The following is a 14,466-nucleotide window of genomic DNA, read 5'->3' as shown; positions in this document are numbered from 1 at the left end:
ATGGAGAAGGAAAACGACAAGCTCGGCGGCGCTCGCCCGCCGCCGAGCGCATGATCGCCACTGAGGAGGCCTGATGGAAAGCGCCGGCGAAGTCACAATCAGAATCAGCGCCTCAACTGCGGCCTTCGAGCAGGCGCTCGCCAAGGCCAAAGAGCAGGCTTCCCAGTTCGATGCGGCGATCTCGGCGAAGCTCTCCGGCACCGGCATGTCGGCCGGGTTGGCAAAGATCGCCTYGCTGATCGAGGCCAACACCGCCATGCTCTCCAAGCTGGCAACCACCGCCTCACCGGCGGCCGCTGTTTTCGACAAGATCTCAGCCGCAACCAAGAGCACCACCGCGGCCATGGAGAGCCTGAACATCGCGCAGATGGAGACCAAGGCGAATTTCACCGCCATGGGAGCGCAGATGCAGCAGTATGAGATGGCGCTTACAGAAGTGAATGCAGCCAACAAGATCGGCGTCGAGCTGGAGAAGCAGAAGGCAACGCTCTCGACAGGCACCGTTGGCGCTCTCAATAGCCAAGCGGGTGCCGCCCGGGCCGTGGCCTCCGAAACAGAGCATCTAGGCAGCGCGTCCCGGCTCGGGTCTGCCCAGATGATGTCGTTGACCCATGCCGGCAGGTCAGCGTTCGAAAGCCTTGCCATGGGCATACCGGTCTCCCAGGCGTTGGCCCAGCAGGTGAACCACTTGAGCTTTGCCCTTGCCGGCGAAGATGGCCTGATCGCAGCGACGGCCGGTGCCCGCGCGGCCTTCGCCGGCTGGATCACATCGATGCCCGGCCTGCTCACGAGTGCCGGCGTCGCGGCAGTCGCCGGCTTGACCGCATATGTCGTCTCGACCCGTCTCAGCATCCAAAGCGTTGACCAGGTGCTTTCGGAGCACAAGAGCTTGATCGACGAGATCGCCGGCGCCTACCCGGAGGCGGCGAAGGCTGCGGCACAATACGCCGAGGCTGCCAAGAAAATCCCGCAGTCGGTGGCGCTGGCCGACATCAAGGACAAGATCAAGGAAAACCAGAAGACCCTCGACTCGGTACTCGGCGACCTGAGCGTGAGGCTGAAGGGTCTCAGCGAGGAATGGGGCTTGGTCGGCACGGCCGGCACCAAGGCGTTCGCCGACCTGGCCCGAATCGCCAACTCGGGCGCCGTCGATTCAGCAGACCAACTCGAAAGTGCTCTGGGCCGGCTGCGCATCGACCCGGCTCTGAACGAGAACGCACACATGTTCGCGCGGGAACTCCAGGCCAGCGCCTCGGAGGCCGCCAAGCTGCAGGACGCCTTGAGGGAAAAGAACGCCGTCGGCGATATCGTCGGCAACAACAAGACGGCCGCGCAGACGCTGTTCATGGTTTCCGCCGGCTTTAGGGACGTGAGCGCGGCGGCCGGCAATGCCGACACCGTCATCTCCAAGCTGTTCGGCGACATGAACGCAGGATCGAGCGGCTTCGGCGTGACGCGCTCTCAGAACCCGTTCGGCGCTCAGATGGCAGGATCGGTGCAGGCGACGGTCGGCGCCTTCCAGCAGGTCGACCAGGCCATCCAGGAAGCGCGCCGCAACCAGTTGAGCACCTTCCTCGATCTGGACAACCAACTTCGCACCACGACCCAGGAAGCGACGTTGCTAAAACAGGCGATTGCCTCGGCCGCGGGCCCGGACAACGCGAAGCTGTTCTTCAACGACATCAGCGGCATCAAGGATGCCAATGCCGAGCTGCAGCGGTCGGTCGACACGGTCAATCGCCTGTTCGATGCGATGAACACGGGCAGCRCCACCACGCGCACGGTCTTCGAAGGCCTCGACATGGTGCGCCAGACGCTGATCCGCGACGGCTTCGGCGTCGATGCGGTCAACCGCTTCGTCGACTCGCTCATCCGGACCCGCATGCAGCTCGACGCCGACACCGCGGGTGCCAGGCAGTTGAACCAGGCAATCCAGGCGATCAAGGATCGTGTCGTCAACATCACGGTCGTGACGAGGCGAATCGGCACAGGCGAGCAGTCGACCTACGATGTGCCTGGCGGCCCCGTTTCCGTCACCAGGTATGGTTCGGAGGGCGATAGCTCGTCAGGTTTCACCCAGCAATCTTATTCGGTTCCGACCGAAGGCGGCTATGGCAGTCAAGGGGGCGTCGGCAGCGGCTCGAGCAGCGTCACCGTGACGAGGTTCGGCGGCACGCGCGCCGCTGGCGGCCCTGTGGCGGCGAACGTGCCGTACTGGATCGGCGAAAAAGGCCCGGAGCTCGTGGTGCCCTCTGGCGCCGGCACCGTTGTCCCGAATGCGCAGTCGATCATGTTCGCCCAGGCGCTCGCCGACGCGCAAAGCGGCTTCACCGGCCGCGAGCCGACCCAGGAGCAAGACCGCGCCTGGGTTGTCTGGATGAACATCGAAGGCAACACGAAACGAACCGCGCAACTGCTCGACGAGATCCGGACGGCGACGGCGAGCACCTCGTCGGCGTTCGGCGGCTCATCCTCGTCGGGTGGCGGATCGTCGTCCTCTGTCAGTTCGGACCAGGCGCAGTGGGATGCCGTCTTCAACCAGGCATTCAAGACCGCGCAGGCGAACTATGCCGCGGCACGCGCTTCAGGCGGCGGCGACGGCATCGTGCCGTTCGCTCAAGGGCTTGTCGCCACGCCGGCCGAGATCGCCAGAAATGCCGCCAATCTCGCCACGGGCCGAGGCGGAACACCGTCAGTCGGCTTTTCATCTGGCGGCATCATAGGCGGCGACGCCGGCGACACGGAACGAGTTCAATTTTTCAAAAATCCTTCCGAGACGGTTGTCGTTGCGAGACGGGATCAGTTCCAGGACGTACGCCAGCAGCCGCAGGCGGCCAATTCCAACGCCTCAAGCGACCGGCCGCTGATCGGAAGCCTTTCCATCCCGATCTCCATCCAGGGCGGCGCGCAGGTCTCAAAGGACAGCATCGCCGAACTGAAGCGCCAGGCAGTCCTCGCTGTTCGCGAGGCGATGAGAGGGATCAATGGCCGATAGCACTGAGAAATGGTGGAAGGCACCACCTGAGTTCGCCGACCAGGTCGAGCGGAATCGCGCGGACTTCAAGGCACAATTCGGAAGTTTCGAAGGCGCGGAGATCCGCAGCTACTGGCTCGGCACATCGGAGGATGGCGCTTGGTTGGCCTTCCAGTTTCACATGCCCGACGGCTCGGTCCACAAATTCACGCTGCGCGCCGACTGGGTGCCGCAATTCGTCACCCAGCTCGCCGGCGCGACCGATGAGATGAACGAGCGGCGCATTGCCACGGCGTTGGTGGCGGCGGAACCGCAGGGAGAAGCCTGATGGCCTATTTCGCGACGCCCGGTATCGGAACCGGGGCCACCATCCATCTTGGCCCGACCCAGCAGGACGCAACCAAGCAGCCGGAAGAGGTGTCGGCGACGCCGACCTTCTCGGTCTCGAAGGTGCTCGGCCGGTCGATCCCCATCGTCATCGGCACCGGCAAGGTCGACGRCATCCCGGTGATCGGCGGGTCCAACACCGTTTCTCTCGTCACCGGCTACACGACCGAGCAGCTCGTCTACGGCAAGGACTATCCGCCCGGCACCCAATTTCCGGATCGCGTCGGCTTCGGCCCCTTGCTGGCAATGATCCCGAATCAAAGCTCGCAGGTCACCGCCATGCTCGGCTACCTGCTGGCCTACGACCCGTTCGGCGACGGCTACAAGCTTGTCCGTCTCGAGGTCAACGACACCGTCGTCTACGACGCCGAGAACGGCATCGGCGCCTCGGATACCTTCCGCTTCTATGGCGGCAATCACACCGCCATCGACCCGATCACCAAGACCAACATCGGCGCCGATGCCGGCGCATGGCAGAACTTCGCCATGGTCTACCTGGCGGGCTACGCCGCCGACAGCGCGCCGACGGTCAAGGCGGTGATCTCCAATGCGGCGACGTCAACGCCTGGATCTGGCGACATCGCTTGGACGGGGCCTGCGCCGAGCGGCGTCATGGATGCCTTCCCGCACGGCTCCGCCTACGATCCGACCGAAGGCATCATCTACCAGATCCTGGAGCCGACCGACATTCCGGGCCTGACGCAGATTTATCTCGCAGTGCTCGACGCCAACACGCGCGTGGAACGCTATCGGGTGCCGCTGGAGGGGTCGGAGCCTTACCTGGTTGGCGCCGGCTACCAGCTGAGCGTGCCGGTAGCGATGCCAGGCAGCGGCATGCTGCTGATCCAGCTCCGCGGCGCAACATCAAGCATGTCCGRCATTTATGATGCCGCCACAGGCCACCTTCTCGCATCGTGGCTCGATACCGTGAACATGCAATGGTTGACGGCGCAGCCGTTCGGCCAACTTTGGGCGTTCGTCGGCAACAATTTCGATACAAGCGCCCTGGTCACCGGCGTCTTCGACRTGGTGAAGCGCACTTTCGACGTCAATCCCGCAGGGGCGGCGGCCCGCAACATCGTCACCAATGGGCGGCGCACCACCACCTTCTGCTCGTTCTTCACCGTTGAATCGCATTTTGGCGGGACTGCCGACGCCTACGAGCTGAAGTTCAACGGTGACGGCTGGACCGACACGCATCTGCTATCGCTGACTGGTGACACCCCGGTTGTCGATGTCCTCTGGTTTGATCCCCTCACCGGCTACTTGGTGATCCTTCGGCGGTCGACGCCTAGACAGTTCCTCTATGTGAACCCGGACACCGGCGCGGTGGCCGATTCCTTCACGACGAGCGAGGGCGGCACCAACGTCTCCATCGGCTTGATCCAGGACCGTCTCATCAGCCGTCCCGGTTTCGTGCTTATGCTGGCATGGACCGACCTGTCCCACTTCGACATCCGCCTGCTCGACATCGCCGGCAAATCGATATCGACCTTTGCCTCCGGCCTCTCCGCGCCGGACGACCTTCGCAAGGAACTGGTTATCGTCGACCAATCCAGGGCCAGCTACATCACCGCGCTAGGCCAATATGTCTGGACGGTTCACAAGCAGCCCAGCACGATCCCTGGCGCCATCACCCTGCAGACGTTGCTCACCAAGGCGATGTCGCTCGTGGGCTATACCCACGAGGAGCTGACTTTTGRGGGTCTCTCAATATGAAAGTTTTCCGGCCGCCGCCTGATCCCTTTCCGGCGCAATACTCCTTCGTAGCGAGTGGCAATTGCCTGGGCCTCATGGTCCCCGACGGCAGTGTCCTGTTTCATGACATCGATGCTCCCCTATCAGCCGGCGACGTCGTGACGGTCTGGCTACAGGAAGAATTCGTCACTAGCGGCAGTCAGATCCGATCGAAAATCCTCATCGACCTGACCGCAGATTATATCGCCCTGGCAGCGCTGAATCCGCAGGAAGTACGCGTGTTCCCCCTGGGCGCCTTTCACGCAGTCCACAAGGTTTACGCGATCCGGGAGCCCTGCGGCGTCATCCGTGATCTGCGGACCGCGGCGGAGGTCACAATTTTGATGCCGGCGCTAGCGCCTTTGCGAGATTTCGCCCGCGGTGTCCCTGTCATGGCTGGCAAATCGATTTTAGGAGCAACCCGCAGCGTCTCATGTGACGGCAGCGCGGTCGCGACGGATACGGCATCGGGAGCCACGCTCAATCCGATGGTGACGGCTTCTTTCGGCGGCGACCCGACCGACCAGTCCTACAACGGAACCTATATCCGCAGGGTGACGCTGACGGCGCCGGTCGCCGACGCCGATCTGCCGGCGCTGACGGCATAGGGTGGGCTCCTACGCCCACTCAAGCTCGTCCTTCTTTGCGGTCGCCTGCTCCGAACGCACGACCACTTGATGGTCATAGGTCCTTCCGACCAGCATGAAGACACATCCGACCTGGAACGCGATCGCGCCGAGCCAAACGAGGATCCAGTAACCCGAGGTGTCGCCAGGGAATTCAAGCAGGGCGGCTTGCACCACGCTATGATAGCCGAAAGCGCTGAGGAGCGGCCCGCCCAGGAACATCAAGACTCCGGCGCTGCCGATGCTGGTGAAATTCTGTTGGCTTTGGATTTCGATCTTGGTCATCAGCATGTCCCCTCGAACACCTGGCCTTTGCGCGCTCTTAGATAGCAAAGCCGCTTCCCACCGCTGGTGAAGGCCGAATGTTGCTCAACGGCCAAAAGCAACACAGGTGCCGGGCTCATCCGGCTGGCGCGCTCCGCAGTATCCCACATGAGGTCGCTGAAGTTCTCGACGAACTGATCCACGCCGACAATGACTTCAGTGCGGATTCCTTCCGCCCGGACTTCGACGCTCTCGATCCCATAGCCTACCTTCAAGTAAGCCAGTTCGCTCTCGATTTGAAACTGCAACGTCTCATCGTTCGCTGATGCCACAGTCGGCAACAAACAAACGGCAAAAGCTAATGCCGCTTTGAGCATCCCCACCTCCCAGTCAAGCCGCGCTGAATACTTGCGCAACTGAAACAACCGCGCAAGCGGGCCTRATTGGCACCACTGCAACCAAAATGGTTACATCGCGGGCACGCTATTTGGAGAGGTAGCCATTTGCCTGCAGCCACTCCCGAAGAATGCGGCGCACGGCTTCTGGCCGGGAAGTCTCTGAGAGATCGGCCGCCGCCTTGTCGAGCGGCGCAAGGAGTTCGGGCTGCAGGCGCACCTGAACCTGGATGCCCTTGCCGGTGGGCGCCGGACCACGCTTTTTCTTTGGTACCACAGATTGACTGGCCATAAAAACAGTGGTACCACAATTGCGAGCCGGCGGGAAGCGGCAACTTCCACACCGGCCCTGACCAAAGCGAAAAGGAGATTTTCGACCATGGCTTGCCTTCCTATAGCACTCTCTAAAATTGCCCGCGACCCGGCTCTCGTGGCGTTCTTCGCCCGCGGCGAGCGCGACGCCGATCCCGAGCCCATCGTCGTGCCGGTGCGCTTTCCTCGGCCTCCCTTCAAAGACGGCGCCGCGGCGCGTCGCGAGCTGGAGTGCGTGTCATGAGGGCCGTTGCGAAACCCGCGCTCGCTGCTGAGCCGAGCGATCCGCTCCTGGCCGCCATCAACATCTACCTCTTCGCTGGAGAGGCCTACGAGGATCTCCCCGAGGATCTGACCGAGGAGCAGGAGGCCGAGGCTTTCRGGCGCCTCTGCGCTGACCCTGAGGCCGTCCTCGTCGCTTGGAACTCACCGGCGACATCGCATGAAGGCACCACCGCGGCAGTGCGGCTCGCGCTGCAGATACTTCGGGAGAGTGATGGCGAGCCGATCGCCATGGGTTTACTGGCGGCCGCGCTGCCGTATCTTGAAGGCGCGGGCGCTCGCTGAGCGCCCGCAGTGGCCTTTTTGGAGGAGCGCCGATGCGAGACGGTTATCTGAACGACGACGTCCGTGCCGGCCTCCGGAAGCTTCGCCAGCTCGCGATCGATCGAGGCGAGGCAGCCGCCTTCCTCGATGCCGTCAACACTGTGCACGCCGGCCTGCACTACATCAAAGCGACCCGCGACGAGAAAGAGGCCGAGCGCTGGATGATCGACCTCTTCAATCGAGCGGAGTTCGTGCGGGACCCGGAGATCATTGCAAGGGCGCGATCGCCGGAACATTGGGCGCAGCGCCTCGCGGCCAACGGCTTGTCGATCACAGCCGACGAGATTCGCAACCGTGCGCGCGCCGACCGCAAGTTCTATGAGATCGGCGACGAGATACTGCTGACGCCCGACCAGTTGGATGAGGTCTTCCAGGTCGACAACACCCCGGAAGGTCGCGCGCGGCGAGCAGCGAGGAATGATCACCGGCCTAGCGCCACTTTCAAACGCCTTGTGGCTCGGTTGAAAAAGCCCAAGCCGCAGCGCGCGAAATGAGGTGCCCTGCGCAGTTCTGCGCATCCCCCTCTTCAGCAAGGCACTCTCCCGGTTGAAAAGTACTCCAGGCCGGAAGACTTTTATCCCTCTCCCGTGCCAATATTTCCCCTGACGGAGGCCTGACAAAACAATGGCAAAGGCGAAACTCTCTCAAGCTGCGCGAACCTTTGTCGTTCAAAGGCTGGCATGCTTCGACTCGCCGTCGATCGTCGCGGCGGCCGTCAAGAAAGAATTCGGCGTCGACATCACCAGGCAGGCCGTCGAGGCGTTCGACCCCACGAAGCGCGCCGGCAGGGATCTCGCTGCGAAGTGGCGCGCCTTGTTCGAAGAGACCCGAAAGACCTTCCTGGACGACACAGCCGCGATCGCCGTGAGCCACCGAAACGTGCGCCTTCGCGCGCTCGATCGCATGGCCGACAAGGCCGAGCAGCAAGGCAACTATCAACTCGTGGCACAGATCCTTCGGCAGGTGGCCGAGGAGATGGGCGGCGTCTACACCAATCGCCGCGAACTCACCGGCAGAGACGGCAAAGATCTCCCGGCGCCGCCGGCACCGGTCCACATCTTCAGTCTCCCTGACAACGGCCGAGGGGATGCGCCTCCGTCGACCTGAGGCTTGCGCAAAATTGCGCAGGGGCACCCTGCTTGAATTTCAGCAGGGGCCGTTTTCGCCAATTTCGGCGAATACTGAAAACCCAGTAAAACCGCCCAACCCATTGATTTCAAACGGCTGACYTTTCAGCAGACGGCTTGGGCCGTTTTTTCCGAAACCGGAAATATCCTCACCGCCCGATAAATTTTTATCGGCCGTGCCGCTCCCCGAATCGGGGGAACATGGAAATCAACGGCTTAGAGAGCTTACGCACGTGTGCGCGATTTTGCGCAGACACTTTGTCCTCCCCAAACCGGGGAGTCTCCGATTCCCCCGTTTCGGGGAAAACGTGGGTCGCGACTTTTCGACYGAATTAAATCAATGGCTTGGCGCGCCTAGCCGCGTCGAAGGCGTCCAGCTCGCTCTCGAGCCAATATCGGCGTCGGCCGCGAATGTGAGGCTGGGGGAAGCTGCTCGACCGCTTGTCGAGCCTGCGCTCCAGCGTCTTGTCGGTAATGCTGTATCGTCGGCAAACCGCCGCGGTGTCGAGCTCTCGCTTCGGCTTCGTGACCCAGGCCATCTGCCACACCCCTGCCCTAACCGTTCCGGCCTGGAGCGGTTTTTGCGCCCGGCCTGAATTTGCTGACACAGCGCTGACATTCAAAAATCAGCTTCCAGGCTAATCCCGCCAGTGCGGTGTAATTAAACGGCTTTTTCCGGATTTTCTACAGGCCACCGGGATAATTCGGGCTTTCGCGGGTGATCGTGACGTCATGGGCGTGGCTTTCACGAAGTCCGGCGTTTGATATGCGCACAAAGGTGGCGCGTTCACGGAACTCCGCAAGATCGCGCGCACCGACATAACCCATAGCGGCTTTCAGGCCGCCTGCAAGCTGGTGCAGCACGCCAGACACAGGTCCTTTGTAGGGAACCTGCCCTTCGATGCCTTCCGGGACCAGCTTGAGGGTGTCGCGGACCTCGGCCTGGAAATAGCGATCGGCCGAGCCGCGCGCCATCGCGCCGACCGAGCCCATGCCGCGATAAGCCTTGAAGGAACGGCCCTGGTGCAGATAGACCTCGCCGGGGCTCTCGTCGGTGCCGGCGAGCAGCGAGCCGATCATGGCCGCGCTTGCGCCGGCGGCGAGCGCCTTGGCGAGGTCGCCCGAATATTTGATGCCGCCGTCGGCAATCACCGTTACGCCCGCCTTTTGCGCCGTTTCCGCTGCCGACATGATCGCCGAGAGCTGCGGCACGCCGACGCCCGCGACGATTCGCGTGGTGCAGATTGAGCCTGGACCGATGCCGACCTTGACCGCGTCGGCGCCGGCATCGATCAACGCCTGCGTGCCTTCGGCGGTGGCGACATTGCCGGCCAGGATGCGCACGGAATTCGACAGTTTCTTTGCCCTCGTGACCGCATCCAGCACACGCTGCGAGTGGCCGTGGGCGGTGTCGATCACCAGAAGATCGACGCCTGCGTCGATCAGGCGCTCGGCGCGCTCGAACCCGTCGTCGCCCACGCTGGTGGCGGCGGCGGCGCGAAGCCGCCCCTGCGCGTCCTTGGTGGCATGCGGGTTGAGCTGCGACTTCTCGATGTCCTTGACGGTGATCAGGCCGACGCAATTGCCCTTGCGGTCGACCACCAGCAGCTTCTCGATGCGGTGCTTGTGCAGGAGTCGCTTGGCTTCGTCCTGGTCGACATTCTCCTTGACCGTGATCAGGTTTTCACGGGTCATCAGTTCGTAGACCTTCTGCGACGGATCGGAGGCGAAGCGCACGTCGCGGTTGGTGAGGATGCCCACCAGCCGGCCGACGGTATGGYCGCCGGTGCCGCCGTTCTCGACCACCGGAATGCCTGAAATGCCGTGGGTGCGCATCAGCGTCAGCGCATCGGCGAGCGTCGCATCAGGGCCGATGGTGACGGGGTTCACCACCATGCCGGACTCGAACTTCTTCACCTGCCTGACCTGCTCGGCCTGCTCGGCCGGCGAGAAATTGCGGTGGATGACGCCGATGCCGCCCGCCTGCGCCATGGCGATCGCAAGCCTCGCTTCGGTCACGGTGTCCATGGCGGCCGACAGGATCGGCACGTTGAGATCGATGTCGCCGGCGATGCGGGTGCGGATGTCGGTCTGGCCGGGCATGACCTCGGAATGGCCGGGCTGCAGCAGCACGTCGTCGAAGGTCAGCGCCAGCGCGCCGGTGGACGTCTCGATGATTTTTGCCATGGCCAGTCCTTTTTGAATGCGGAAAAGGCGCTGGGCCGAAATGGCCAGCGCCGACTCTCATCTTCCCTTTCAGGATTGGCGCTGGCTGGTAACACGTCCTGCGGGCGATGAAAAGCCGATCGTTGTGTTCCATCGCAAAGTGTTGAGCCTATGACTTTTTGAACCCACCAATGGTTGCGGTCGCACAAAAGTGACCGCAATTTAATGCGACATCCGGGCCAATGCATGATAACCGCCCGGGCGTGCCGGCTTGCCCCCAGCCTGGCCTCAAGATTCGCGAAGACAAATCAGGGCGCTTCCTTGAACCGCATCATCCCGCTCATCCTGGCGGTCGCACTTTTCATGGAGAACATGGATTCTACCGTGATCGCGACGTCGCTGCCGGCGATCGCCATCGACATCCACACCAGCCCGATCGCGCTGAAGCTGGCGCTTACGTCCTATCTGGTGTCGCTGGCGATCTTCATTCCGATCAGCGGCTGGATGGCAGACCGGTTCGGCGCCAAGAAGGTGTTTCGTGCCGCGATTGTGGTCTTCATCGCGGGCTCCGTTGCCTGCGCCGTTGCCAATTCGCTGCCGGGCTTCGTGGTGTCGCGCTTCCTGCAGRGCATGGGCGGCGCCATGATGACGCCGGTCGGCCGTCTGGTGCTGGTGCGCGCCACGCCGAAGAACGAGCTCGTCGCGGCGATGTCATGGCTGACGGTGCCCGCGCTGGTCGGTCCGCTGGTCGGGCCGCCGATCGGCGGCTTCATCACGACCTATTTCACCTGGCACTGGATCTTCCTGATCAACGTGCCGATCGGGCTATTGGGCATCTGGCTCGCCACCCGCTACCTGCCCGAGACCGAGGCACAGGAAACGCCGCCGCTCGACTTCCCGGGCTTCGTGCTGAGCGGCCTCGCGGCATCCGGCATCGTCTTCGGCCTCTCCGTGGTCAGCTTGCCCGCTTTGCCGCCGATCACAGGCTTCATCACAGTCGCCGTCGGCCTGGTTTCGGGCGCGCTTTATCTCCTGCATGCGCGGCGCGCCAGGAATCCGCTGCTTGCGCTGGAGCTCTTCCGCAACCAGGTGTTCCGGTCCTCCGTACTCGGCGGGTCGCTGTTCCGTATCGGCATCGGCGCGGTGCCTTTCCTGTTGCCGCTGATGTTCCAGATCGGCTTCGGGCTGACGCCGTTCCAGTCGGGCATGATTACCTTCGTCTCGGCGGTCGGCGCCATCGGCATGAAGTTCGTGACGGCGCTGCTTTTCCGGCTCGCAGGGTTCCGACGGGTGCTGATCTGGGGTTCGCTGGTCRCCGCCGCCTCGATCGCCATCTACGGGATGTTCACCCCCGAGACACCCTATGCGCTGATCCTCGCGATACTGCTGGTCGGCGGCTTCATCCGCTCGATGTTCTTCACCAGCGTCAACGCGCTCTCCTATGCCGAGATCACGCCAGCCGACACCAGCAAGGCAACGCCGATCACCGCTGTCTTCCAGCAACTGTCGATCGCACTTGGCGTGGCGCTTGCCGGCGGCATCCTGGAAGTGTCGACCTCGATCCATGGCGGACCRCTGACGCTGAGCGACTTCCATATYGCCTTCTTCATCGTCGCGGCAGTGTCGGCGGCGGCTTCACTCACCTTCATGCGGCTGGCGCCGGATGCCGGCACCGCAGTGTCGGGCCACGGCCGGCTGRCGACGCCGAAGACGCTGGAGACGGTCGGCACGGCGGGGAAGTGAGTGGCGCCCTTCTCGCCTTGCGGGAGAAGGAAGGGAGCTACCCCTTGAACTCCTTCGCCAACAAATAAAGTTCCACCGACTCGTCCCGCGACGCCGGCGGCTTGACGTGGTGGACCGAGCGGAAATTCTGCTTCAGCCGCGACAGGAGCTCGTTCTCGGCGCCGCCCTGAAAAGTCTTGGCGAGGAAATGGCCGCCGGGCTTCAGCACGGACAGCGCGAAATCCGCCGCCACTTCGCAAAGATACATGGTGCGCAGATGGTCGGTCCGGCGATGCCCGGTCGTGGGGGCCGCCATGTCGGACAGGACGACATCGGGCTGGCCGCCGAGCGCCTCGGACAACTTTTGYGGCGCCTCCGGATCGAGGAAATCCATCTGCAGGATGACGGCGCCCGGCACTGCGTCCATCTCGAGATAGTCGATGCCGACGACATGCGGATTCTCGGCCGTCGATTTCGCGCGCGCCGCCGCCACCTGGCACCAGCCGCCCGGAGCGGCGCCAAGGTCGATCACCTTCATGCCAGGCTTCAGGAGATGGTGCTTGTCGTCGATCTCGATCAGCTTGTAGGCGGCGCGGGAGCGGTAGCCGTCGGCCTTGGAGCGCTGCACATAGGGATCGTTCATGTGGCGCTCGAGCCAGCGGCGCGAGGACTCCTTCAGGCCGCTCTTCTTCTTGATCCTGGTCTTCAGCACGCGCATGCCGGCGGAACCCGGCTTTTCGGGTTTCCTGCTCATCACTGTTCTCTGTTGAGCATGATCTTTTCCAAAAACCGGATTGCCCTCTTTGGGATCATGCTCTGGCACGCCCGTCATGGCGCCAGACGCCGTCATCGGCCATCAGTTCGCTCAATATGCCCTCGCGCAGGCCGCGGTCGGCGACGCGCAGCCGCTCCGACGGCCAGGCGCCACGGATCGCTTCCAGTATGGCGCAGCCGGCAAGCACGAGGTCGGCGCGGTCGGCGCCGATGCAGGGATTGGCGACGCGCTGATGGAAATCCCAGCCGATCAGCTTCTCGATCATGCGGTCGACGCTTGTGCGATCCATCCACAGCCCGTCGACCCGGCGCCGATCGTAGCGCTCGAGGTCGAGATGGACGCCGGCGAGCGTCGTCACAGTGCCGGAGGTCCCGAGCAGATGGAAGTTTGGGCTCGCCAGCACATGCGAGAGGCGGTCGCGCCCGTCGAAGGCCTTGAGCCGCACCGCGACGTCATCGACCATGGCAGCGAAGGTATCGCGCGTGACCGTGCGGCCGCCAAAGCGCTCGGCCAGCGAGACGACGCCCACGGGAAGCGACGTCCAGGAGACGATGTGGTTGGCGAGTCGCGGCGAGCGCTGACCACGGGAAAGGTCGATCAGCGCGATCTCGGACGAGCCGCCGCCGATGTCGAACAGGACCACGCCGCGCGTGTCGCGCTCGACCAGCGAGCCGCAGCCGGAAACGGCAAGGCGCGCCTCGGTCTGGCGGTCGATGATCTCCAGCTTCAGGCCCGCTTCCCGCTCGACGCGTTCGAGGAACTCGACACCGTTGGCAGCCGAGCGGCAGGCCTCGGTGGCGATGAGCCTCGCCTTCCTGATCTTGCGGTTGCGCAGCTTCTCGCCGCAGATCTTGAGCGCCTCGACGGCGCGGTCCATGGCAGCATGGCCGAGGCGGCCGCTGGCGGAAAGCCCCTCGCCCAGCCTGACGATGCGCGAGAACGCATCGATGACGCGGAACTGGCCGTGACGGCCGGGCACCGCGACCAGCAGCCGGCAGTTGTTGGTGCCGAGATCGAGCGCGGCGAACACCGGCAGTTCCTGCTGCGGCGGGCGCGGCACGATTGAGACCGGCAGCCGCGGCTGGGGCGCAGCCGGCGCGGGTTCGGGCTTGGCGGCGGCGGCGGGAGATGCCGACAGCGGTATGGCGCCGTTCTCGTCGCGAGCGAAAACCTTGCGGCCGCGCCTGCGCTTGCGGCGCTTGCGCGTCCTGCCCTTCTGGTTCTCGCCTTGATGGCCGGCATGTCTCGCACGCGCGCCCGCGTGGCGGCTGAATCGCCCCGTGGGCGGGCTCGCCGGTTCCCCCGGCGTCACCCCGGACATGCCCACTTCCGACGCGCCGGCGCCGGTGTCGTGGTCTTCCACTTCAGTTCCTTC

16 protein-coding genes are annotated in these 14,466 nt (G+C 63.7%); 9 read left to right on the top strand and 7 right to left on the bottom strand.

Annotated features, from left to right (window positions below; all coding sequences use genetic code 11):
- The first annotated feature begins 73 nt into the window (after nucleotides 1-73).
- Genes ORS3428_RS13725 through ORS3428_RS13710 form a run of 4 tightly spaced genes read left to right on the top strand, consistent with a single transcriptional unit; the run spans nucleotide 74 to nucleotide 5,706 of the window.
- Nucleotides 74-2,995, top strand: a complete 2,922-nt coding sequence (locus ORS3428_RS13725) for a hypothetical protein (protein ID WP_071098529.1) — start codon at nucleotides 74-76, stop codon at nucleotides 2,993-2,995.
- Nucleotides 2,985-3,302 (top strand): hypothetical protein, encoded by a 318-nt coding sequence (locus ORS3428_RS13720; RefSeq protein WP_071098527.1) that lies wholly within the window; start codon nucleotides 2,985-2,987, stop codon nucleotides 3,300-3,302. The genes ORS3428_RS13725 and ORS3428_RS13720 overlap by 11 nt, the downstream gene beginning before the upstream one ends.
- Nucleotides 3,302-5,080, top strand: coding sequence for a hypothetical protein (locus ORS3428_RS13715; RefSeq protein WP_071098525.1), 1,779 nt, complete (start codon nucleotides 3,302-3,304; stop codon nucleotides 5,078-5,080). Before ORS3428_RS13720 ends, ORS3428_RS13715 begins: the two co-directional genes overlap by 1 nt.
- Entirely contained in the window at nucleotides 5,077-5,706 is a 630-nt protein-coding gene (locus tag ORS3428_RS13710) for a hypothetical protein (protein ID WP_131802897.1), read from the top strand. The genes ORS3428_RS13715 and ORS3428_RS13710 overlap by 4 nt, the downstream gene beginning before the upstream one ends.
- Nucleotides 5,707-5,715: 9 nt before the next feature.
- On the opposite strand, the gene ORS3428_RS13705 is transcribed toward ORS3428_RS13710, so the two are convergent.
- The 3 genes from ORS3428_RS13705 to ORS3428_RS13695 form a co-directional block, all read right to left on the bottom strand.
- Entirely contained in the window at nucleotides 5,716-6,009 is a 294-nt protein-coding gene (locus tag ORS3428_RS13705) for a hypothetical protein (RefSeq protein WP_131802896.1), read from the bottom strand.
- Entirely contained in the window at nucleotides 6,009-6,365 is a 357-nt protein-coding gene (locus tag ORS3428_RS13700) for a hypothetical protein (protein WP_131802895.1), read from the bottom strand. Before ORS3428_RS13700 ends, ORS3428_RS13705 begins: the two co-directional genes overlap by 1 nt.
- A 106-nt stretch (nucleotides 6,366-6,471) precedes the next feature.
- The gene (locus ORS3428_RS13695) at nucleotides 6,472-6,660 is read right to left on the bottom strand and encodes a ribbon-helix-helix domain-containing protein (RefSeq protein WP_201788314.1); all 189 of its coding nucleotides are present in this window, start codon (nucleotides 6,658-6,660) and stop codon (nucleotides 6,472-6,474) included.
- 102 nt (nucleotides 6,661-6,762) lie between these two features.
- Between ORS3428_RS13695 and ORS3428_RS33300 the strand changes: the two genes are divergently transcribed.
- The 4 genes from ORS3428_RS33300 (at nucleotide 6,763) to ORS3428_RS13680 (ending at nucleotide 8,408) form a co-directional block, all read left to right on the top strand.
- A complete protein-coding gene (locus ORS3428_RS33300) occupies nucleotides 6,763-6,939 on the top strand; it encodes a hypothetical protein (protein ID WP_157895960.1) in 177 nt (58 codons plus the stop codon).
- Complete coding sequence (locus ORS3428_RS13690; RefSeq protein ID WP_071098515.1) at nucleotides 6,936-7,262, top strand: hypothetical protein; 327 nt, start codon at nucleotides 6,936-6,938, stop codon at nucleotides 7,260-7,262. The genes ORS3428_RS33300 and ORS3428_RS13690 overlap by 4 nt, the downstream gene beginning before the upstream one ends.
- Before the next feature lie 32 nt (nucleotides 7,263-7,294).
- Nucleotides 7,295-7,795, top strand: coding sequence for a hypothetical protein (locus tag ORS3428_RS13685; protein ID WP_071098513.1), 501 nt, complete (start codon nucleotides 7,295-7,297; stop codon nucleotides 7,793-7,795).
- Between the two features lie 130 nt (nucleotides 7,796-7,925).
- Nucleotides 7,926-8,408, top strand: a complete 483-nt coding sequence (locus ORS3428_RS13680) for a DUF2280 domain-containing protein (RefSeq protein ID WP_071098511.1) — start codon at nucleotides 7,926-7,928, stop codon at nucleotides 8,406-8,408.
- Nucleotides 8,409-8,760: 352 nt separating this feature from the next.
- Here ORS3428_RS13680 and ORS3428_RS13675 read toward each other — a convergent pair whose 3' ends face one another.
- A complete protein-coding gene (locus ORS3428_RS13675; RefSeq protein ID WP_071098508.1) occupies nucleotides 8,761-8,967 on the bottom strand; it encodes a hypothetical protein in 207 nt (68 codons plus the stop codon).
- Nucleotides 8,968-9,112: 145 nt separating this feature from the next.
- Nucleotides 9,113-10,615, bottom strand: a complete 1,503-nt coding sequence (guaB, locus tag ORS3428_RS13670; protein ID WP_071098506.1) for an IMP dehydrogenase — start codon at nucleotides 10,613-10,615, stop codon at nucleotides 9,113-9,115.
- Between the two features lie 300 nt (nucleotides 10,616-10,915).
- Between guaB and ORS3428_RS13665 the strand changes: the two genes are divergently transcribed.
- Entirely contained in the window at nucleotides 10,916-12,337 is a 1,422-nt protein-coding gene (locus ORS3428_RS13665; RefSeq protein WP_071098503.1) for an MFS transporter, read from the top strand.
- A gap of 37 nt (nucleotides 12,338-12,374) precedes the next feature.
- On the opposite strand, the gene ORS3428_RS13660 is transcribed toward ORS3428_RS13665, so the two are convergent.
- Both ORS3428_RS13660 and ORS3428_RS13655 read right to left on the bottom strand, forming a co-directional pair.
- The gene (locus tag ORS3428_RS13660; RefSeq protein ID WP_071098501.1) at nucleotides 12,375-13,070 is read right to left on the bottom strand and encodes an RlmE family RNA methyltransferase; all 696 of its coding nucleotides are present in this window, start codon (nucleotides 13,068-13,070) and stop codon (nucleotides 12,375-12,377) included.
- A 55-nt stretch (nucleotides 13,071-13,125) separates the two neighbouring features.
- Nucleotides 13,126-14,454, bottom strand: coding sequence for a Ppx/GppA phosphatase family protein (locus ORS3428_RS13655; protein WP_071098499.1), 1,329 nt, complete (start codon nucleotides 14,452-14,454; stop codon nucleotides 13,126-13,128).
- Between the last annotated feature and the right edge of the window lie 12 nt (nucleotides 14,455-14,466).

The organism is Mesorhizobium sp. ORS 3428, assembly GCF_001854785.1.
Taxonomy (GTDB): Bacteria; Pseudomonadota; Alphaproteobacteria; order Rhizobiales; family Rhizobiaceae; genus Mesorhizobium.
The sequence above is the reverse complement of the archived record's forward strand: the minus strand, read 5'-3'. Positions and strand labels throughout refer to the sequence as shown.